Origin of the sequence: Streptomyces sp. M41, from assembly GCF_043673425.1 — a bacterium.
Classification (GTDB): Bacteria; Actinomycetota; Actinomycetes; order Streptomycetales; family Streptomycetaceae; genus Streptomyces.
Genome location: NZ_JBIMKE010000021.1, coordinates 57,357 through 77,699, shown reverse-complemented (window position 1 = coordinate 77,699; position 20,343 = coordinate 57,357). Strand labels below are relative to the sequence as shown.

The following is a 20,343-nucleotide window of genomic DNA, read 5'->3' as shown; positions in this document are numbered from 1 at the left end:
TGCCCATGCCGCAGATCACCGTCGACTACTCCGCACCGCTCGCCGAAGGCTTCGACCGGCGCGGCTTCGCGCTCGCCCTGCACGACGCGGTGGTCGAGATCGCGGCAGCGAAGTACGAGGCGTGCAAGACGCAGTTCCGGGCCACCGAGGACACGACCGTCGGACGGGACGAAGGCGGGCACGCGATCGTCCATGTCACCCTCGGGCTGCTGGCGGGACGGGACGAGACGAAGGCGCGCCTCACCGAAGCCGTGCTGGAGTTGCTGCGCAGCCATGTGAAGCCCGCCGACGGCACCGCGCTGCACGCGTCGGCCGAGGTGCGGGACCTGGACGCGTCGTACCGCAAGTTCGACGCCTGAGCCTCAGGAGGCCAGGGAGACGAGCCGGGTGACCAGGTCGGTGAAGGGGCCGTCGGCCGGCTCGTCCCGCAGGATGTGGCGCAGCAGGGCGCCCATCTCCTCGTCGTAGGCGGCGCTGACGGCGGCCAGCGCGGCGAAGTCGTGCACGAGCTGCTTCTCCAGCTCCTCGCGCGGGATGCGCCGGCCGTCCAGCCAGATCAGGGCCGTCGACTCGGCGAGCGAGATCCAGGAGCGGACGACCAGTTCCAGCCGCGCGGGCGGGTTCTCCACCCGCAGATGCGAAAGGATTTGGACATACGCGGCCTGCCGCACGGAGTCGATCAGCGCGTTCGTCGCCGTCGAGCCGACCGCCGGGCCGCCCCGCATCAGCGCCGAGAAACCGGGGCCGTGCTCGTCGACGAAGTCGAAGAACCGGCGCATCACGCGGAGCAGCCGGGCCCCCAGCGGCCCCTCCCGCGGCTCGACGAACCGGTCCGCCAGATCCTGCGAGGCACGCTTCAACGCGGCCTCGTACAGGCTGAGTTTGCCGGGGAAGTAGTGGTAGACCAGCGGCCTCGAGATGCCCGCGGCCGACGCTATCTCGTCGATGGAGACATCGTCGGGCGAGCGCTGGCTGAACAGTTCGAGGGCGACGCCGATCAACTGCTGCCGCCGCTCCTCGACTCCCATTCTTCGCCGTACCCCGGTAGTCATGGGCACACCCTACCGATCGATTCCAGCCGCGAACGGACCGGACCGGTCAGAGGCGTTCAAAGATCAAGAACGAGTCGGTCGCCTCGCGCCCGTGACACACAGATCAGCATGGAGTCACCCCGCTCCGCGTCCGTCAGCAGTTCGTCCCGGTGGTCCACCTCACCCTCCAGCACCCGCTGTTGGCAGGTCCCGCAGAAGCCCTGCTCGCAGGAGTACGCCGTGTCCGGCAGTTCGGCCCGCACGGCGGCCAGGACCGTCGAGTCCGCCGGCACGGTCAAGGTCCGCCCGCTGCGCCGCAGTTCCACCTCGAAGGCGCCGCCCGTCGAGGCGCGCGGCGCGAACCGCTCCAGGTGGACCCGCGGGAACCGCTCCTGCACCGCCGCCATCAGCCCCTCGGGGCCACAGCAGTAGACGGCCGCCTGCTCGGGGACGTCCGCGAGGAGACCGTCGAGATCCGGCAGCCCCTCCACGACGGTCACCCGGTCCGCGCCGAACTTCTCGACCTCCTCCAGGAACGGCATCGAGGCCCGGCTGCGCCCGCAGTACAGCAGCCGCCACCGAACACCGTCCGGCAGCGCCCGCAGCATCGGCAGGACCGGCGTGATCCCGATGCCGCCCACGACGAACACATAGGACTCGGCCTCGACCAGCGGGAAGCGGTTCCGCGGCCCCCGCACCTCCAGCTCCATCCCCTCCCGCACCTGCTCGTGCACCTCGCGCGAGCCGCCCCGGCCGTCCACGACCAGCCGCGTGGCCACGGTGTACGACGAGGTGTCCTCCGGGTCGCCGCACAGCGAGTACTGCCGCACCAGCCCCGACGGCAGCACCAGGTCCAGATGCGCACCGGGCTCCCAGCGCGGCAGGTCGTGTCCCTCCAGCCGCAGCCCGACGACCCCGTCGGCGACCGGCTCGCACGCGGTCACCAGCAGCCGCAGCGCCCGTGACCGCGGCCGGCCCGAGATCGGCTCCTCCAGGGCGGGCATCGGCCACAGCGGCGACGCCTGTATCCGGCGCCGCATCGCCCGCCGGGTCAGCAGGGCGGCACCGGCGACGACCATGACGGTCCGCAGCTTCGGCATCAGCCAGCACCCTTCTCGTACCGCTCCGCGGCCGACGCCGCGGGGGAGGTGGCCAGATAGGCCAGGGCCTGTTCGGTGGAGCCCTCCTGGGAGGGGTGGTAGGCGCGGCTGAGGTACCGCGGGATCGACTTGAGCATGTCCTCGACCGTGGGAAGCGTGCCGCGCCTGCCGCGGACGTAGAAGTCCTTCAAGGTGGCCTTGCCGTCGATGAGCGTCGGGTCGTTCTCCATGAAGAACCGCGCCCCCCGCTGCCACAGGAAGACCAGGGCCGTGAACGCCGCTGCCCAGGTCCGCACCCGCCGCCGGTAGCCGCCGTCGAGGTGCATGAACAGGTCGAAGGCGACCGACCGGTGCTCGACCTCCTCGGCGCCGTGCCAGCGCAGCAGGTCCAGCATGGTCGGATCGGCGCCGCGCCGGTCCAGCTCCTCGGCGTTCAGCACCCAGTCGCCCAGGAAGGCCGTGTAGTGCTCGATGGCCGCGATGAGCGCCACCCGCTCCAACAGCCACCAGCGGCGCGCCCGGCCCGGCGATGGGGGTACCACCCACGCGTTGAGCAGTGGGGGAGTGCGATCACCCAGCAGCTTCTCGAAGAACCAGTCCACCTGCGCGGTGTACGGCGTGGGATCGAGCCCCTGCTCGCGCAGATACGGCAGCACCTCGTCATGGGCCTGCGAGTGCATCGCCTCCTGCCCGATGAACCCGAGGACGTCCTCGCGCAGTTGCGGGTCCCGTATGTAGGGCAGCACCTGCTTGTAGACGTGCACGAACCATCGCTCACCGGCGGGCAGGAGCAGATGCAGCACATTGATGGTGTGCGTCGTGATCGGATCCCCGGGCACCCAGTGCAAAGGGGTGCCGTCCCAGGCGAAGGACACCTTGCGGGCCTTGAGAGGCACCCGCTCCTGCTTATTGGACATGGCGTCAATGTACTGACGGGTAGGTCCGGGGTGAACCCCTGTGCGGCCTCTTATTTACGAAACTGTCAGCAAGGCTCGCCGCCCCGCCGTGCCGCCGGTGGTGTCACCCGAGCCCGTCGACCGACCGCCCGCTCGTCAGCGTGCCCTTGAGCTCCGCCTGGGCGCCCTGCTTCGCCCGCACGGTCAGGAGGCTGCCCTGCGAGGTGCCGCGGACGCCACCCGTGGCCCGGATCGACGCCGTGTCCCGGGCGCCCGCCGCCAGCAGGTACCAGTCGCCCGTCTGCGCCTTCCACAGCACCCCGGCCAGCACATGCGGATCCCGCGCCCCGCACGCCGGTACGTTCTGCGCCTTCGCGACCACCGCGGCGTTCGTCGAGCCCGGCGTCCGGAACTGGGCCAGCACCCGCTCGCCACCGCCCCGCCAGGTCTCGGCACGGGTGCACACCCAGTCCGCCGAGCCGGTCCCGTCGGGCAGCGGCTGCCGGGCGAACGTCCAGGCGTTGACCGTGCGCACACCCGCCGAACGCAGCGCGCCCAGCCAGCAGGAGTACGGCGCCCAGGTGCGCAGCGCCGCCGGTCCGGAGGCATCCGAGACCTGCCCGGGGCGGCCCGTGGTGAGCCGGGCCGGGACCAGCTCGGCGAGGTCGGTCAGCACCCGGGTGCCGGTGCCGTCGGTCAGCTGAAGGACGTTCCACGAGGTGCAGGTGCCGGTCGCCTGGGTGGCGGGGCTCGCCATCGGCGAGGTGACGCCGTCGGTCACGGTGAGATCCATCGCCCCGGAACGAGGCTTGAGCAGATCCCGCTCGGCCGCCTTCTTCACCCAGGGCGCCATCAGGAAGCGGACGTTGCCGTCGGCCCGGCTCAGCACCACCGCGCTCGCCTCGGCCCTGGTCGCGCCGTCGACCCGGGAGAAGTCCAGGGCGGCACCGGACGTGCCGTCCTTCGGCTCGGCATAACGGGCGATGCGTAGACCGTCGTGGAGGATCACCACGCGCGCGTTGTCGACGTTCCCCGCGTACAGCAGTTGCGGTGCGCCGGGCGGGCCGCCCGAGGGGGTACCGGGTGTCGCCGAGACCGCGACCGTCTCGCCCGGGCGGGCCCAGACGGCGAGGGCGCGGCGCAGCAGGTCCGAGTCGTCGGTGAGGTCACCGCGGGCCGGCCACACCGAGAAGTCGGTGCGGGCGGAGGACTGCCAGGCCAGCGCCGGGACCTTCGTCAGCTGGGCCGGGTCGAGGGCGGCCTCGGCCGCCGGGTTCTGCGCGTACGGGGGCGCGGCCGGACCGTCCGGGCTCCAGCCCTCGCCGGGCAGCCCGAGCAGCGCCCCGCACACCAGGAGGGCGGCCCCGGCGGCGAGCGCGGCCTTCAGATGCTGCCTGCGCCGCATCAGATCGGTCGGCCGGGCCTGCAGCGAGCAGGGGTCGAACTCGGGGGAGTCGAGGAGCGCGTACTGCGCCTCCACGGTGTCGGCCTCCTCCAGCGCGCCCTCCCAGTCGTCGACGCCGGCCGCCGCCAGCACCTCGCACACGTCGTCGTCCGCGAGCTTCTCCAGGCCGCGCAGCACATAGGCGGCCCGCGCCGGGCCGGACAGTGCCGACAACCGCTGGTCCAGGGCGAGTTCGTCGGCACCGCCCGACCGGGGGAAGAGGCGCAGGCCCCAGACATGGGGCAGCAGGGGCGGCAGCTGGGAGCGCTTGGGCCAGGCCAGGCGCTTCAGCGGCCGGTCGGCCTCCAGCGCCGTGCGCAGCACCCTGAGCCGGAGGAAGGCGTAGCCGGGGTCGCCCTCGCGGCCGGTCGACTGGGCCGGGATCACGGGTGCCGAGCTCGCCCGGCCACGGGGCAGCGCGCGCTGGGCGAGGGAGTGCGCGGTCACCACGCGCCGGTTGCGGCCGAGGGTCGGCGGCAGCACCAGGTAGGCGAGCCGGACCAGACGCGGATAGTGCTCGACGAGCGCGGCCTCGGCCCGCTCGACGTCGACGACCGGATCGGCCGGGGCGGGGGCGGGGCGCGGGGCGACATCCTGTGACTGCACGTTCAGCAGAACGAGCGAATGGTCCGGAGGTCACCGCCACGCGGACGGCGCATTCCCCACCTGCCAGGTCCTCGCGGACCGGCCGGCGGCGCGCGGGTGCCGGCGGGGGAGCGGGCCGGCCCGCACCCGCGGATCCACGGCTTCGGCGCGACCGGTCACGAAGCACCCGTAGACAGTCACTCGTGGACAATCTCCCGTGGGCGGGCACCCGCGGACGGCCGTCTGCCGCCGGTCGGCGGTTCAGCGGGGCTCGTCCGGCGGACCGGTCACCAGCATACGGGCGTAGTTCGCCATGGAACGCTGATAGCGGGGCAGATGCGGGGCGAGCGCCCCCAATACCAGAGCCAGGCCCTCGCGATCGCGTCCCAGGCTCGACAGACACAGCGCCAGGGTGGCGCGTACCGCGTCGTCGAGCTCGTCGGAGGGGGCGGTCAGTTCGGGTGTCAGCAGCTTGACGCCCTCCTCCGCCCGGCCGATGTTCCTGAGCGAGCTGGCCAGCTGGATCTTGGCCCGGCGGCCCTTGTACCCGCTCAGACCCCGCGCCAGCGCCTCCCGGTACAGCGGCACCGCCCGGTCGGAGTGGCCGGTGGAGTCCCAGGCGCAGGCCCGCTCGAAGGGGCCCAGGGGGCTGTCGTCCGGCAGTTCGGCGACGAGGGCGTCGATGACGGCGCGGAAGTCGGCGGCCCCGGTCGAGGCAGAGGTGTCGAAGGCCACCCATGCGGCGGTCACGCGGTCTTCCCAGTCCTTGTCCACTGAGTCACACTCGCACATCCGTGCCCGTGAGAGCCTCTGATTGAGCGCAGCGCACACCACAGCCGTATGGGAGACGAGGGCCCCCGTCGGGGCTCTGTGCGGCATGGACCGGAGGAACCGATGACATTGACCCGACCGATGCTCGCGCTGACCGGCGCGGTGGCGGTGCTCGCGCTGGCCGGCTGTGGCTCCGGCGGCGACAAGGAGGCCGAGGTGCCGAAGACGGCGACCGGCAGCCTGGAGCATCTGGCGGCCATGGCGAAGTGCGACCCGAACATGCAGACCGACGCGGACGAGCTCCGCCAGGCCATCTGCAAGACCGGCAAGGACAAGTACATCCTCGCCACCTTCGCCACGGACCGCGGCCAGGCCGAGTGGCTGAGCGGCGCGAAGGACTACGGCGGCTACTACCTCGTCGGCCGCAAGTGGGTCGCCGTGGGACAGGAGAAAACGGTCACGACGCTGCAGAGCAAGCTGGGCGGGACCATGGAGGAGGGTTCCGCGCACATGAACCCCGGTGGCAGTCACAACGACGGCGGCCACCACAGCTGACCGCCCGGACCCGGACGGACGAAAGCCGGCGGTGGGAATTCCCACCGCCGGCTTTCGCTACCGGTTCAGGACCGCTACTGGCAGTTCTGGCCGCTGTTGATGCAGTCGACCATCTCGTTCATCGTGTTCTCGTCGAAGAAGTTGATGAAGTCGTTGTGGTCGGTGATCGCCTTGTGCAGCTGGTCCGGGAAGGAGTCGACCGCGAAGGCGTTCTGGACCTGTCCGTTCTGGATCTGCGGGGCCGGAACGTCGTAGACCAGGCGGACCTGGAGCTGGGGGATCGCCTGGAAACCGTTGGCGCAGGTGCCGTCGCCCTGGACGAACGCCACGTGCGTACGGTGGTTGGCGCTGTCGATGTTCTGACCGTCCCAGCAGCTCTGGAAGTTGGACGTCCGCACCACGGAGCTGCCCTCGGGGCAGATCGGCAGCTTGTCCTCCAGCTGGACCTGGTCCTCGAAGCCGGTGCAGCTCCAGTTGGCGTTGGCGTTGGCGTTGCCGTTCACGAAGGACTTGGCGTCACCGGTGATGATGCGCAGGGCCTGCGGCATCGCGACGACATCGCTCGTCCTGTTGCCGACGAACTTCAGCTGTGCCTCGCTGGGCTCGACGATCGTGCCGACGTTGCCGTCCTGACCGCCACCGGGCGCGTCCGCGTCGATGTCGTTCTGACCGTCCTGGATACGCAGTACCGGCCAGAAGTACGACGACCTGTCACCCTGGTTCTGGCAGGTGGTGTCGCCGTTCGCCAGGTCCTGGTCGCTCGCGAAAGCGTTGTTGGCCTGGTTGCCGACGTAGTCGTGCTGGTGCTGCGCACCGTTGCTGACCCCCGGAGCGACGATCACGTTGTCCGAGTTGCGGTTCTCGTTCTCGTTGGTGCCGCAATTCGTGGTGAAGCTGCCGGTCGAACCGCTGTCCCCGTTCGCGGGGAGGCCGTTCGCGCCGACGCCCAGCTGGGCGTCTCCCTGGACCTGCGTGATGTCCACGAAGTCGTCCGCCGACGGGCCGTTGCCGGCCTGCCCGCCGTTGCCGCCCTGGTCCTGTCCGCCGCCGTCCTGGCCGCCCTGGTCCTGACCGCCGTTGTTCTGGCCGCCGTCGTTGTTCTGGCCGTCGTTGTTCTGGCCGTCGTTGTCCTGACCGCCGTTGTTCTGGCCGTCACCGTTGCCGTCGTTGACCTCCGGCTGTTCGGCTGGGACACCCTGGCACTGGGCGAACTGGCCGAGACTCCGCGGGGCCTTGCCGCCGGCCCGGTTGATGTTGATGCCGATCCGGTCGAGCGTGGCCACGCGCTTGGACTTCAGCGGGCCGAGGATGGCGTTGTTGACGTAGTTGGCGTCCCCCGCCTGGGCCTTCCGCGTCTCGGCGAGACGCTTGTAGGCATCCGTGACCTGCCTGTCCAGCAGCGCCAGCTCCTTGGCGACACCCCTGCGCGCGCTCCTCGGCACCTTCGTCAGCTTCTGGCCGACATCAGGGCAGTTGATCGTCGCGACCCGGGCATTCGAGGACTTCGTCTGGTTCCACCCAGAGTTGTCCTCGTGCGCCGAGGCGTAAAAGTTGGCCCATACAAGCCCGCCCCCACCGAGCGCTAGGGCCGCCGATGCGGCAATGGCCTTGGTGGCCAGCGGCGTACGGCGTTTTCTTGTGTTGCGTCCCATGGAACTCCTCTGACTTCCTTTTTCGGGGGCATCGAGGGCGCCCGACAGGAGTGAAGCGGCTCTCACTCATACGGAAGGCGTCCCAGGGGTGTTCAGCCGCCTCGGGAATTGTTGAGAGATTCGTGAGAACGCTGTGTGCTCAACCGCCCCTGCGGCACCAGGAGTTGTTGATCCCGCACACCGGGTGAATGAGTGGGTCCGGTTTTACCGGCCATGGTCGAGATACGCGAGAACCGCCAGCACGCGACGGTTGTCGTCGTCCGACACCTCCAGGCCCAGTTTGGCGAAGATGTTGGCGGTGTGCTTGGCGATCGCCCGTTCCGTGACGACCAGGCGTTCGGCGATCGCCGCGTTCGTCCGGCCCTGCGCCATCAGCTCCAGCACCTCCGTCTCCCGGGGCGTCAGCCGGGCCAGCGGCTGGTCGTCGGCCGCGCGGCGGGTCAGCAGCTGCTGGATGACCTGCGGATCCATGGCCGTGCCGCCCGCCGCGACCCGTCGTACGGCGTCCACGAACTGGTCCGCGTCGAAGACCCGGTCCTTCAGCAGATACCCCACCCCGCCGCTGCCGTCCGCGAGCAACTCCCGCGCGTACAGCTGCTCCACGTGCTGTGAGAGAACCAGCACCGGCAGCCCGGGCTTCTCCCGGCGGGCCTGAAGCGCGCACTGCAACCCCTCGTCGGAGTGCGTCGGCGGCAGCCGTACGTCGACGACCGCGACGCCCGGCTCCAGCTCGGCCAGGGCGCGGGCCAGCTCGGGGCCGGTCTCCACGGCCGCCGCGATCTCGAAGTCGTAGGCCTGAAGGAGCCGGACGAGTCCGTCGCGCAGCAGGAACAGGTCTTCGGCTAGGACAACGCGCAAGGAATCTCCATGGTGACCATGGTGGGACCGCCCGCGGGAGAGCTGACGGCCAGGACGCCGTCGAATGTACCCAGTCGCCGCTCGATCCCGGCCAGGCCCGAACCCGCCCCGATCTCCGCACCGCCCTTGCCGTTGTCGGTGACGGTGACGCGCAGCATGCCGCCGCCCCCGGCCGCATGATGCAGGTCGATCCAGATCCGGTCGGCCCCCGAGTGTTTGACGGCGTTGGTGAGCACCTCGCTGACCGCGAAGTACGCCGCCGACTCCACGGGCGCCTCGGCCCGCCCGGACAGCTCCACGGCCACCTCGGACGGCACCGGCAGCCGAAGCGCCAACGCCCGGACGGCGTCCCCGAGTCCGCGCTCGGCGAGGACCGGCGGATGGATGCCGCGCACCAGGTCGCGCAGTTCGGTGAGCGCGTCGACGGAGGACCGGCGGGCCTGCGCGACCAGCTCCTTGGCTTTCGCCGGGTCCTTGTCGAGCAGCATCTCGATCGTCCCCAGGTCCATGCCCATCGCCACCAGCCGCGCCTGCGCCCCGTCGTGCAGATCGCGTTCGATCCGGCGCAGTTCGGCGGCGGAGGTGTCGACGGCGTCCCGCCGGGTCTCGGTCAACACCCGGACTCGCTCGGCGAGTTGCGTCTGGCTGGGGCTCAGGACGGCCCGGGTGAGCCGGAAGTGGAGATGGAAGGCGCTCACGGCGTACCGGTGGGCGACGATCAGCAGGACGGCTCCCAGCGCGCCGGCGCCGAGCGCGGACAGCTGGTCGCTGACCGGCACGAAGCCGTACCAGTACGGCCCGTACTCGGCATACGGACCACCCGCCATGGTCCGCCACAACCCGGCCGCCAGCGCGAAGCCCTCCAGCGGGTACAGGACGAGCACGGCCGGGAGCAGGGCGGTGACGAAACCCGCCGTCATGTCGACCGGCAGCCACCGCAGGTCCCGCCAGGTCGCCGGGTCGCGCAGCATCCCGAAGGTGCGCGTCCACGGGTTGGCGTCCTTCGGCAACGGCCGGTACGCCGGCGGAATCCGCACCCCGCCCCACTCGGCCGCGAGCAGCCGCCGCCAGTCGGCGAACGCCCGTACCCCCGTCAGCACCCACGGGGTCGTGACGAGGCCGATGCCTATCGGGATGAGGGCGATGGACACCAGGGAGAGCGTGAAGCACAGGACCGCCCCCGGCAGGGACACCAGCGCGAGCGCCAGCCCCCGCAGCGCGGCCGTTCCCATGCCCCGGGCCCGCGAACCGACCCCGCTCGACTTGTCGTTGGTCATGCCGCCAAGTCTCGCCGAGCGGGCGTCGGGGGGTCACGGGGCCAGGCCCCCGGATCAGGGGGTGGTGCCAGATACACCCTGCTCGCACGCCGCCAGCACCTTGGCCTCCACCTCCGGATCGAGGCCCACCGGCGCCCGGTCCGGCCGCCGGGGCGCGCTGCCCCCGACGCTCCGCAGCCAGCGCCAGGTGTCGGCCACCGTCTCCGCGACCGGCCGGCAGCGCAGGCCCTTTGCGAGAGCCCTGGACACGTCCGCGCCGTGCAGGGCGTCATGCATGTCGCTGCCCGGCGGCACCCACACCGGCAGCTGGGTCCACGGCTCGATGCCCGCGCCGAGGACGACCTCGGGGTCGGTCCAGCGCAGTTCGGCGTCCGAACCCGTCACCGCCGCACACGCGTCGAGGAGCTCACCCATGGTGGTGTGGCCTCGTGGGCTCATCAGGTTGTACGGCCCGCTCAGCTCCCTCTCCACCGCCGTGAGGATCCACTCCGCGAAGTCGCGGATGTCGACGTACTGGAGGGCGAGCTCGCGCGGCCCGGGTGCCAGCACGGGACCCCCACGGGCGACCCGGGCCAGCCACCACGGCAGCCGGCCGATGTTCTCGTACGGCCCGAGGAGCAGCCCGGCCCGCACCAGCAGGGAGCGTTCCGCCCCGAAGGCGTCGACGGCCGCCAGCTCGCCGCCCCGCTTGTCCCGCGCATAGTCGGTGTGCTCGGCGCCGGCGTCGGCGCCCGCCACGACCGGCGCGTCCTCGGTGTACCCCGTGGGCGGGGCCCACTCGTACACCGAGCAGCTCGACACATACACATACCGTCCGGCGCGGCCCCGCAGCAGCCGCGCCGTGTCCCGCACCGCGCGGGGCGCCGCCGACCAGGTGTCGACGACGGCGTCCCAAGCGCCGTCCGCCGCGGTGAGGGCGGCGAGCCCGTCGGGTGCGGTGCGGTCACCGTGCAGCGACCGCACCCCGGCCGGCGGCTCGTGCGTGCCCCGGTGGAAGACGGTCACCTCCCAGCCGCGCCCGAGGGCCGCCTCCGCGACGGCCCGTCCCGCGAACTGCGTACCACCCAGGATCAATAGCCTCATGCCGCCGACTGTGCCCCATGCGGCGGGGAACGGAAACGGAACTCTGCCGTCAGCAGACCCGCCGGCCCACGGCGGGATCCGCGCCCGCCGGGATCAGTATCCGGCGGGATTCGCGTCCGGCCGCGGATCAGCGGCCGGTCGGCGGAGCGTACTTGTAGCCCACCCGCCGCACCGTCCGGATGGTGTCCCGGTGCTCGGCGCCCAGCTTGCGACGCAGCCGGGCGATGTGGACGTCGACCGTACGGCCGTCCCCCACATGCCCGTAGCCCCACACCGTGGTGACCAGCTGGTCGCGCGTGTGCACGCGATGGGGGTTGGCCACCAGATGGGCGAGCAGCTCGAACTCCAGGTAGGTGAGGTCGAGTTCACGTCCCGCGACGGCGGCGGTGCGACGCACGGCGTCGATGGTGACGAGTGGGTCGCCGTCGGTGGCCGGGGCCGGCGGCACCGGCGCGGTCGGCGGCTGCCGGTCGGCCGGGACGAGCACCAGATAGCCGATCATCGGCGGCTGCCCGGGCAGCGTGGGCAGGGAGTGCTGGGGAGCGGGCAGCCAGGTGGCGCCGGGCGGCAGGAGGTCCGCGACATCGAGCACCTCGTCCCGGTCCACGGCACGCAGATGGTGCCGTGAGCCGTTCGGGGCGGGGGAGTCGAGCGTGGCGGTGGACAGAGAACGGGTGGTCGCCATGAGAGGTCAGCTCTTTCGCGCGAGGAGTCCGTGGGAGACGTACGTCGTGTCGCGCTGGCCGAAGGCCGGGGGTACGGCTTCAGAGGGCCGGCGCGTTCATCGCGCGGCAACACACCCGGTCGAAGTCGTGGTGCTGACGGGAAGGCCAGAAGGGCTCGAGGTCATGACGACCTGTCGCGGAGTACTTCTGGATGCCGACCATGCCTCCATTGAAGCAGACCCCCGGGCCGCGGGGGACCCCGCGTCTCACCTCTCGAGCCGCCCCACAAGACGCAAGGGGCGCCCACCTCGACGGTGGGCGCCCCCTGCGGACATCCTGGTCGATCAGACCTGGCCGGCCTTCTCCAGGGCGGCGCAGCAGGTGTCGACGAGCAGGCGGGTCACCACGTACGGGTCGACGTTGGCGTTCGGGCGGCGGTCCTCGATGTAGCCCTTGCCGTCCTTCTCGACCTGCCACGGGATACGGACCGAGGCGCCACGGTTGGAGACACCGTAGGAGTACTCGTTCCACGGGGCGGTCTCGTGCAGACCGGTCAGACGGTCGTCGATGCCGGCGCCGTAGTTCTTGACGTGGTCGAGCGGCTTGGAGCCCTCACCGAGCGACTCGCAGGCGGTGATGATCGCGTCGTAGCCCTCGCGCATCGCCTTCGTCGAGAAGTTGGTGTGCGCGCCGGCGCCGTTCCAGTCGCCCTTCACCGGCTTCGGGTCCAGCGTCGCGGAGATGCCGAAGTCCTCGGCCGTGCGGTAGAGCAGCCAGCGGGCGACCCACAGCTGGTCGGAGACCTCCAGCGGGGCGAGCGGGCCGACCTGGAACTCCCACTGACCGGGCATGACCTCGGCGTTGATGCCGGAGAGGCCGAGACCGGCGGCCAGGCAGTTGTCCAGGTGGGCCTCGACGACCTCACGGCCGAAGATCTCGTCGGCGCCGACGCCGCAGTAGTAGCCGCCCTGCGGGGCCGGGAAGCCGCCCTTGGGGAAGCCCAGCGGGTACCCGTCCTGGAAGAAGGTGTACTCCTGCTCGATGCCGAAGATCGGCTCCTGCGCGGCGAACTTCTCCTCGACCTCGGCGAGCGCGGCCCGGGAGTTGCTGGCGTGCGGGGTGAGGTCGATGTTGAGGACCTCGCACAGGACCAGGATGTCGTCGCCGCCGCGGATCGGGTCCGGGCAGGTGAAGACCGGCTTGAGCACGCAGTCCGAGGCGTGGCCCTCGGCCTGGTTGGTGGAGGACCCGTCGAAGCCCCAGATGGGCAGTGCCTCGAGGCCGGCGGGGGCGCCCGCGATGATCTTCGTCTTGGAACGCAGCTTGGCCGTCGGCTCGGTGCCGTCGATCCAGATGTACTCAGCCTTGAAGGTCACGGGCCACATCCTTCGGGGGTGGGTCTGGGCGCAGTTGCGGGTGCTGCGGCGCTGCGGCACTGGGGCGCCGCCGTTGATGTCCGCGAGCCTGTCAACAGGCGATTTCCCGGTCATTGCTCGAATGTGAACCCCGTGTTACCTGGGGGTGGTGTGGCGCGTTTCACGCCGAGAACCCCGAGAACCGCCGAGAAGCACCGGGCCGTGCGGGGCCGTGGGAAGCGCGGCCGTGGGAAGCGCGGCCGTGGAACACGTCGGTCCTGCCGCTCGTGGCCGCGAGCGACAGGACCTGTGACACGTACGCCGTGACTAGTCGAGCATCACCCCACCTTCTCGATCACCGCACGGCGGATCAGGAACTTGCCGGGCTCACGGACCTGCTCGAAGGCGGCGTTGTTCAGCAGCACACAGCTGCCGGAGACCGACGTCACCTCGACCGTCGTGGACTTGTTGTTGTCCAGGTTGGTGACCTTCAGCTTCGTGCCCGCCGGGAACTCGCTGCTGGACGCCGCCGGGGCACCGCCCTCGCCGGAGAGCGTGACCGTCGAGCCGTTGCACACCTGCTCGCCCGAGGCCGCGGCCCCGCCACCGTTGTTCCCCGCGTTCTCGTCCTCCGCAGGGGCGCTCTGCGACGGTGCCGCGCCGCCCGCCTGCGCGCCTCCGCCCTGTTCGCCGGCGCCCTGCTCACCGGCGCCCTGTTCACCAGCGCCCTGCTGCCCGCCCTGCGCCGGCTGCGATGCCTGGGAGCCCTGAGCCGACTCCCCAACCTCGCATCCGGACGCTTCCTGCTGGACCTGGATCTGCTTGATGACGGCCTCGCGGTTGGCGATCCGCGCCGCGGACTGCGCGTCCGGGTTGGCCTTCTGTCCCTCGATGAACCGCTGGTTGTTGCCGAGGGCGGTGGCGAGCCCCTGACAGACGTTCGAGCCCGCGGCGGACTTGACCGTCGGTGTCTGCGAGGCGTTGGACGTGCTCGCCATGACGAAGGCACCGCCTCCCGCCACCGTCGCCGCACTCACCAGCAGCGCGAGCTTCTTCTTCGTACCGAGAGTTCTCCTACGCGACATGCGCGCCTCCTGGGAGGTAGGGGAGCGTACGTCGTTATGTACGAGATACCGAACGAGGTTACTCAGCGGTTGCGCGAGTCTCTGAAGTAACGTGCGTCACACCAAGGTCCGTACCGCAGTGGGGACTTCAGCAGCCCTCAGCCCTCGCGGGACAGGGCGTCCCGTACCGCCTCATCGGTGCGCGCGACCACCGCCGTGCCGTCCTGCGCGGTGATGATCGGCCGCTGGATCAGCTTGGGGTGCTCGGCCAGCGCCTCGATCCAGCGCTCACGCGCACTCGCGTCCCGGGCCCACTCCTTGACCCCGAGCTCCTTGGCGGCGGCCTCCTGGGTCCGGGTGATGTCCCAGGGCTCCAGCCCCAGCCGGTCGAGCACGTCCCGGATCTCGTCCACGGTCGGTACGTCCTCCAGGTAGCGGCGGACGGTGTAGTCGGCGCCCTCGGCGTCGAGCAGGCTGATGGCGCTGCGGCACTTGGAACAGGCCGGGTTGATCCAGATCTCCATGCGTCTCACGGTATCCCGGGGTGGCCCACGGCGGCGTGCGGCGAGGCTCTGTTCGAATTTGCCGAGGTCTCACGCGTCCCTTCCGGACCTGCTGTGACGCGACCGCAATTTCCTTGCTGACCAGGCGATTTAGTCGTCCGTGCGGCCCTGTGAATGTCAGTGGCGGGCAGTAGACTGTAGGTAGTGTTCGAAAGGGCGTCGCCGGGTAGCCGGCCGGCGCTCCGACCGCGACAGGAGGATGCCTGTGCCCGCTGCCGCACTGAAGCCGAGGACGATCCGAGGGCCGCTGCCCACCCAGTCCACCGTGCAGCACCCGGTGCTGCTCGACCTGCCGTACGCGCCCGTGGAGAAGCGGCCGTTGCCGGCGGGGCGACCGCGCGAGTGGTACGTCACCCACAACCGGCGCCTGAAGGCCATGCGTCTGGCGATCGCCCTGCTCGACTCGGGCGTATACATGCCGAACCAGGCTCGTAACGAGACGATTCGGAGCACCGCGGAGATGATCGGCGTGCATCCGCCGTCGGAGACCACGTGCCACATGGTCCGGGCGCTGATGCGGTACTCGCGGTAGCCGTGCCGCCGGGCGCCGTGCAGCCGTACCGCGGGCGCCGTCTCCTGCGAGCGGCGCCCGTCGGTACGCGGCGGCGCCCGGCGGTACGCTACGGCGCCCGTCGGAACCCGTCCGCACCGGGCGGGCGTGCCGCGCTCGCACTGCCGGGCCCGGTGCCGAAGGCGCCGGTGCCGCCCCTACCCCGCCAACTCCCGCTCCAGCGGCGTCCGGAACCGCGGGGTCACCCGGGCGGGACCCACCCACTCCTGCAACCGCTCCGCCTCCACCGCGACCGCCGCCTCCACCTGGCGGCGTTCCGCGGGCGCGAGGTCCCCCGGCAACCGCCAGACCATCTCGCCGTCCCTGCGCTGGGCCCAGCCGCCCACCACCCGTCCGTTCCACCACACCGTCGGTCCGACGTTGCCGCTGCGGTCGAAGAGCGCCGGCCACAGTTCCCGGGGCAGGTACCACTCGCGTAGCTGCCAGCCCATGGCCGTGGGGTCGAGGCCGGGGAGCAGGGCCGCCCAGGGTTCGGTGGGCTCCGGCACCGGGCCGTCGTCGCCGGCGACGACGTACCCCGTCCCCTCGTCCAGGGACACGGCCCGCGCCCCGATCGCCGTCAGCGCGCGGCGCACCTCGGTCACCCGCCACCCCGTCCACCACTTGAGGTCGGCCTCGGTCGCCGGTCCGCACACCGCGAGCCAACGCCGCAGCAGCTCCGCCTGGGCGCCGCCGACGTCCAGTTCGGGATGCGGGGGTGCCGGGGCCCAGCGGAACTGCGAGGACGTCCAGGAGCCGAGCGGCCGGCCCCGCACCACCTTCCCCTCCACGCCGAGCACCCGCAGCAGGCGGGTGGAGACCGTGTGCACGCCCTCGTAGCTCTTCCCGGCCGCGTAGACGAACTGCTCACGCAACCGCGGCTCGTCCGCGGCGAGTTCGGCCGCCGTCGCCTGCCCGCGCCGGGCCAGCGCGGCCAGCGCCGACTCCTCGACCTCCCTCAGCCAGGCCGCGTCCGGCGCCCCCACCTTCGCCATGTCCTTGACCAGCGAGGCCCGCTCCCGGGCGGCGACCGCGAGGCCGGTCGAGGCGTGCACCACCGCCGTCAGCTCCGTGGGGAACACGAACACGGTGTGCCGCATGCCGTGCATACGCACCAGCGTCCGGTCCTCGTACAGCGCCCGCTCGGTCCGGGCCACGGTCTTCGCGGGCTCCGTCAGCCGCGCGCCCACGGCCAGGTGCACGGTCGCCGGATCGCTGCCGTGCAGCGCGACCAGGGACTCGGCGACCTCCACCGGATCCGCCGCCCGCGCCTCGGCGGCCAGCCGGTGCCGCAGCCCCAGCCGGGCCCGCCGCTCCGCCACGCCGATGTACCGCAGCCCGTCACCCATCTCCCGGCCTCCACCCGTCCCGCCGTCACCCGGTCTTTGCCCCTGAGGGCATCCTCCCGGACGGCACTGACAACGGCCCCCCGCCCGGTCGCCGGGCGGCGCCGTCACCCGATTGCCGTACCCGGCATGCGCACGTCGCCCGTCCCGCCGTTCACTGCGATCAGGACGTGCGCCCCGCCCCGGCGGGCGCGGCAGCGGGAGGCACGATGGGCAGCGAGGGCACGCACGGCATACGGCAGCCGCCGCACGGGCCGGCCGGACGAGGAGCCGGACCCTCATGACGGGCTCGGGCACCCCCGCCGGACCCGCCGACCGGGCCCTCGCCGGCAAGCTCGCCCGCAAGCGGGTCGCCCGCTCCGCACACGCCTCCTGGGTCCCCTCCCCCGACCGCCCCGACCCCGTCGCCGTACTGGAACGCCAGGGCCGCGACCGGCTGCCCGAGCTGCTGCCGATCCGCTACGGGCGCATGGCCGCCTCGCCGTTCGCCTTCCTGCGCGGCGCCGCCGCCGTGATGGCCGCCGACCTCGCCGCCACCCCGCACACCGGCCTCACCGTGCAGCTGTGCGGCGACGCCCATCTGCTCAACTTCGGCCTCTACGCCTCCCCGGAACGCGTCCTGCTGTTCGACCTGACCGACTTCGACGAGACGTTCCCCGGGCCGTTCGAGTGGGACGTCAAACGGCTCGCCACCTCCGTCGCCGTGGCCGCCCGCGAGAACGGCCACCCGGAGGCCAAGGCCGGCCGCGCGGCCCTGGCGGCCGTCACCGCGTACCGCACCACCATCCGCCGGCTGGCCCGGCGCGGCGAGCTCGACGTCTGGTACACCCGCATCGAGGCCGAGCAGCTGCTGCCCCTGGTGCGCTCCGCCGGGGACCGCCGCCGTGTCGAGGCCACCCTCGGCCGGGCCCGCCGCCGCACCAGCCTCCAGGCATTCGGCAAGCTCACCGACGTGGTCGACGGGCGCCGGCGCATCATCCACGACCCGCCACTCCTCGAACCCGCGGGCAGCTCCGACATGGCCTCGCTGCGCAAGATCTTCAGCGACTACCGCTCGACCCTCGCCGAGGAGCGCCGCCTGCTCCTGGACCGCTACCGCTTCGTCGACGCCGCCCGCAAGGTCGTCGGCGTCGGCAGCGTGGGCCTGCGCTGCTTCATCGTGCTGCTCGCCGGACGGGACGCCGACGACCCGCTGTTCCTCCAGATCAAGGAGGCCCGGCAGTCCGTCCTCGAGGAACATCTGCCGGGCGGGCCCTACGACCATCACGGCCATCGTGTCGTCGCCGGTCAGCGGCTGCTCCAGGCCGCCGGTGACATCTTCCTCGGGTGGATGTCCGGGCCGCAGGGCCGCCACTTCTACTGGCGTCAGCTGCGCGACATGAAGGGCACCGCGGACGTCGCCGGGATGAGCCCCGCCGACCTGCTGACCTACGCCCGGCTGTGCGGCACCGCCCTCGCCCGGGCGCACGCCCGCTCCGGCGACCGCATCGCCATCGCGGGCTATCTCGGCGGCGCCGACACCTTCGACCGCGCGGTCACCGACTTCGCGCTGGCCTACGCCGACCGGAACGCCGCCGACCGCGCGGCCCTGTGCGCGGCCGTCGCGGCCGGCGTCGTCAACGCCGCGCCGGGGATCTGACCGGGGCCGGCACCGGCCACGGCCGCATCGGCGTACCGGGCCGTGCCAGCTGACCGGCCGTGTCAGCCGTACCGGGCCGTGTCAGCCGTACCGCTCCAGCAGCCCGGTCACATACGCCGCCAGCCGCTCGCCCAGCACCTCGGGCGTCAGATCCGTGCGCCCCAGCTCCCGCCACGGCCCCGCGAGCTTCGCCGCGTCGGGGGCGTAGGCCAGGGCGTCCAGCAGCCGCCAGTACAGATGGTCGCCGGTGTCGGCGAGCCGGCGTCCGCCGTGGGCCTCGTAGCGCTGCCGGAAGCCGAGCCCGTAGCGGGGGCCGTGCAGCAGCGCGAGAGCCGTGGAGCAGTGGGCGACATCGAGGTCGGCCGGGCCCCAGGAGGTCTCCACCCAGTCGACGACCCCGCTGATCCGCAGCTGCCCGCCCGCGCTGTCGAACAGCACGTTGCCGGGGTGGAAGTCCCGGTGCAGGAAGCAGCCCTCGTATGCGGGGGGCTCGCGGCGGAGCACGTCCACGGCCCGCTCCCACAGCGCCCCGCCCGGTGCCTGCACCCGCTCGGGGGAGGTCCACGCCTGGTACGTCCGTGGGCGCTCCGCGGGTACGACCCGGTGGACGGCCACCAGTTGGGCCGCCAGCAGATCCAGGCGACGGTCCAGTTCGTCCTCGTCGACCCGTACCCGGCCCGGCAGCAGGGACATCAGCAGCGACGGATGGTCGCAGTGCTCGGCCGTGGCGTCGACGGCGATCAGCCGCGGTGCGGGGACGTCCGGCCGCCCGGCGAGCAGCGTAAGGACCTCCGCCTCCCGGGTCAGCAGTCCCGGCGCATGCTTGCGGAAGAAGGGCTTCACGAAGGTGCGCAGGGCGAGCCGCGTGCCGTCGTCGAGGGTGAGCCGCCGTATCTGCGAGCTCCAACCGCCCTTCGAGAAGGCCGTGTCGGTGACCGTCCGTCCCTGCGGCAGCTGCTTGGCGAGCCAGGCCCTGGTGGCCGTCCAGCCCCCGTCCCCCTGCCCGGCCAGCACGGCCGTCACGAACTCCCGCCGGTCCTCGGCGTGTTCCTCGAACCACAGCCCGAGCATGTGCTCGGCGTCCGGCACGTCGAACCGGCTGAACTGGGCGTGCGCCGCCAGCCCGTCCTGTACCGCCTCCGTCACCGCCGGCGGGATGATCGCGTCCGTCCCCGGCACCGCGAGCACCGCACGCCCCTCGTAGGACCGCAGCACATCGAGCGCGGGCGCCCCGCGCCAGCCGTCCGGCCGGCGGATGATCTCGCTGAACCGCCCCTCGCCCTCCCCGAAGGGCACCTCCCACGCCTCCTCGGCGTACACCGCGGGCGCGCACAGCCCGACCGCCACCACACGCCGCCCGTAGTGCGCGACGACGTCCGCCACGGTCTGCCCGCTCATGCTGAACCCGACCACGATCAGCGGCCCGCCGGCCGGCACCCGCGCGTCGATCACGGCGACCGCCTGCTCCAGTCGCCGCCGCAGACTCAACTCCCGCAGTTCGCCCGTGCTTTCGCCGTGCCCCGAGAAGTCGAAGGCGAGCCCGCGGCAGCCCCGGGAGACGAACTCGGTGAGCAGCGGGAGCAGCCGGTCCTTGGTGCCGTTGCCCGCGCCGTGCAGCAGAACGACGGTGGCCGCCCCGGGGCCGGCGGCGTCACCGCCGTACACACCGCTGAGCAGTTCGCCGTCGTGGGCGCATGTGAATGAGGAGAGCTCGGTCATGTGCCCCATTCATTCACGGCACTTGTGTCACGGGAAAAGGAGATGCACCGCCGGTGACCGGATCCCTACGCTGGACACGCGTAACGGAGCAGCTCGCGCCGCTTCCCGCAGGGCAGGCGTCACCCCGCGGACTCGGGGCTAGTCTCTACGCACCGACGGACGGTCGTCCTTCCCCCAGCGCCCCGTCGGG

At 72.0% G+C, this 20,343-nt stretch carries 19 protein-coding genes; 4 read left to right on the top strand and 15 right to left on the bottom strand.

The genetic code is table 11. From position 1 onward, the window contains the following. Positions 1-5 precede the first annotated feature (5 nt). Entirely contained in the window at positions 6-359 is a 354-nt protein-coding gene (locus ACHBTE_RS24140; protein ID WP_394726145.1) for a 5-carboxymethyl-2-hydroxymuconate Delta-isomerase, read from the top strand. 3 nt (positions 360-362) lie between these two features. Here the strand turns inward: ACHBTE_RS24140 and ACHBTE_RS24135 are convergent, their stop codons facing one another. The 5 genes from ACHBTE_RS24135 to ACHBTE_RS24115 form a co-directional block, all read right to left on the bottom strand. Further along, complete coding sequence (locus ACHBTE_RS24135) at positions 363-1,052, bottom strand: TetR/AcrR family transcriptional regulator (RefSeq protein WP_394726144.1); 690 nt, start codon at positions 1,050-1,052, stop codon at positions 363-365. A 56-nt stretch (positions 1,053-1,108) separates the two neighbouring features. Continuing rightward, the gene (locus ACHBTE_RS24130) at positions 1,109-2,131 is read right to left on the bottom strand and encodes a PDR/VanB family oxidoreductase (protein ID WP_394726143.1); all 1,023 of its coding nucleotides are present in this window, start codon (positions 2,129-2,131) and stop codon (positions 1,109-1,111) included. Next, positions 2,131-3,048, bottom strand: coding sequence for a metal-dependent hydrolase (locus ACHBTE_RS24125; protein WP_394726142.1), 918 nt, complete (start codon positions 3,046-3,048; stop codon positions 2,131-2,133). The genes ACHBTE_RS24130 and ACHBTE_RS24125 overlap by 1 nt, the downstream gene beginning before the upstream one ends. Positions 3,049-3,151: 103 nt before the next feature. Beyond that, positions 3,152-5,077, bottom strand: coding sequence for a hypothetical protein (locus tag ACHBTE_RS24120; RefSeq protein ID WP_394726141.1), 1,926 nt, complete (start codon positions 5,075-5,077; stop codon positions 3,152-3,154). 240 nt (positions 5,078-5,317) lie between these two features. Next, positions 5,318-5,848, bottom strand: coding sequence for a tetratricopeptide repeat protein (locus ACHBTE_RS24115; RefSeq protein WP_394726140.1), 531 nt, complete (start codon positions 5,846-5,848; stop codon positions 5,318-5,320). A 102-nt stretch (positions 5,849-5,950) separates the two neighbouring features. Here ACHBTE_RS24115 and ACHBTE_RS24110 point away from each other — a divergent pair, with 102 nt between their 5' ends. Beyond that, a complete protein-coding gene (locus ACHBTE_RS24110; RefSeq protein ID WP_394726139.1) occupies positions 5,951-6,382 on the top strand; it encodes a hypothetical protein in 432 nt (143 codons plus the stop codon). 74 nt (positions 6,383-6,456) lie between these two features. On the opposite strand, the gene ACHBTE_RS24105 is transcribed toward ACHBTE_RS24110, so the two are convergent. From ACHBTE_RS24105 to ACHBTE_RS24070, 8 genes are all read right to left on the bottom strand, one after another. Further along, entirely contained in the window at positions 6,457-8,034 is a 1,578-nt protein-coding gene (locus ACHBTE_RS24105; RefSeq protein ID WP_394726138.1) for a DUF1996 domain-containing protein, read from the bottom strand. A gap of 204 nt (positions 8,035-8,238) precedes the next feature. Next, entirely contained in the window at positions 8,239-8,892 is a 654-nt protein-coding gene (locus ACHBTE_RS24100; RefSeq protein WP_394726137.1) for a LuxR C-terminal-related transcriptional regulator, read from the bottom strand. Continuing rightward, complete coding sequence (locus ACHBTE_RS24095; protein ID WP_394726136.1) at positions 8,877-10,169, bottom strand: sensor histidine kinase; 1,293 nt, start codon at positions 10,167-10,169, stop codon at positions 8,877-8,879. Before ACHBTE_RS24095 ends, ACHBTE_RS24100 begins: the two co-directional genes overlap by 16 nt. Positions 10,170-10,223: 54 nt before the next feature. Beyond that, complete coding sequence (locus tag ACHBTE_RS24090; protein WP_394726135.1) at positions 10,224-11,252, bottom strand: SDR family oxidoreductase; 1,029 nt, start codon at positions 11,250-11,252, stop codon at positions 10,224-10,226. Positions 11,253-11,379: 127 nt separating this feature from the next. After that, a complete protein-coding gene (locus ACHBTE_RS24085) occupies positions 11,380-11,937 on the bottom strand; it encodes a winged helix-turn-helix domain-containing protein (RefSeq protein ID WP_394726134.1) in 558 nt (185 codons plus the stop codon). Positions 11,938-12,261: 324 nt separating this feature from the next. Further along, positions 12,262-13,293 (bottom strand): glutamine synthetase, encoded by a 1,032-nt coding sequence (gene glnII, locus ACHBTE_RS24080; RefSeq protein ID WP_394726133.1) that lies wholly within the window; start codon positions 13,291-13,293, stop codon positions 12,262-12,264. 317 nt (positions 13,294-13,610) lie between these two features. Next, complete coding sequence (locus ACHBTE_RS24075; RefSeq protein ID WP_394726132.1) at positions 13,611-14,357, bottom strand: hypothetical protein; 747 nt, start codon at positions 14,355-14,357, stop codon at positions 13,611-13,613. Positions 14,358-14,494: 137 nt separating this feature from the next. Next, positions 14,495-14,860, bottom strand: a complete 366-nt coding sequence (locus ACHBTE_RS24070) for an arsenate reductase family protein (protein WP_394726131.1) — start codon at positions 14,858-14,860, stop codon at positions 14,495-14,497. 244 nt (positions 14,861-15,104) lie between these two features. On the opposite strand from ACHBTE_RS24070, the gene ACHBTE_RS24065 reads away from it, so the two are divergent. Next, positions 15,105-15,431 (top strand): hypothetical protein, encoded by a 327-nt coding sequence (locus tag ACHBTE_RS24065; RefSeq protein ID WP_394726130.1) that lies wholly within the window; start codon positions 15,105-15,107, stop codon positions 15,429-15,431. Between the two features lie 176 nt (positions 15,432-15,607). Here ACHBTE_RS24065 and ACHBTE_RS24060 read toward each other — a convergent pair whose 3' ends face one another. Next, positions 15,608-16,798 carry a winged helix DNA-binding domain-containing protein gene (locus tag ACHBTE_RS24060; protein WP_394726129.1) on the bottom strand — a complete coding sequence of 397 codons (1,191 nt, stop codon included), beginning with the start codon at positions 16,796-16,798 and terminating at the stop codon, positions 15,608-15,610. Between the two features lie 277 nt (positions 16,799-17,075). Between ACHBTE_RS24060 and ACHBTE_RS24055 the strand changes: the two genes are divergently transcribed. Then, complete coding sequence (locus tag ACHBTE_RS24055) at positions 17,076-18,434, top strand: DUF2252 domain-containing protein (RefSeq protein WP_394726128.1); 1,359 nt, start codon at positions 17,076-17,078, stop codon at positions 18,432-18,434. 81 nt (positions 18,435-18,515) lie between these two features. On the opposite strand, the gene ACHBTE_RS24050 is transcribed toward ACHBTE_RS24055, so the two are convergent. Beyond that, the gene (locus ACHBTE_RS24050; RefSeq protein WP_394726127.1) at positions 18,516-20,162 is read right to left on the bottom strand and encodes an alpha/beta fold hydrolase; all 1,647 of its coding nucleotides are present in this window, start codon (positions 20,160-20,162) and stop codon (positions 18,516-18,518) included. Positions 20,163-20,343 lie beyond the last annotated feature (181 nt).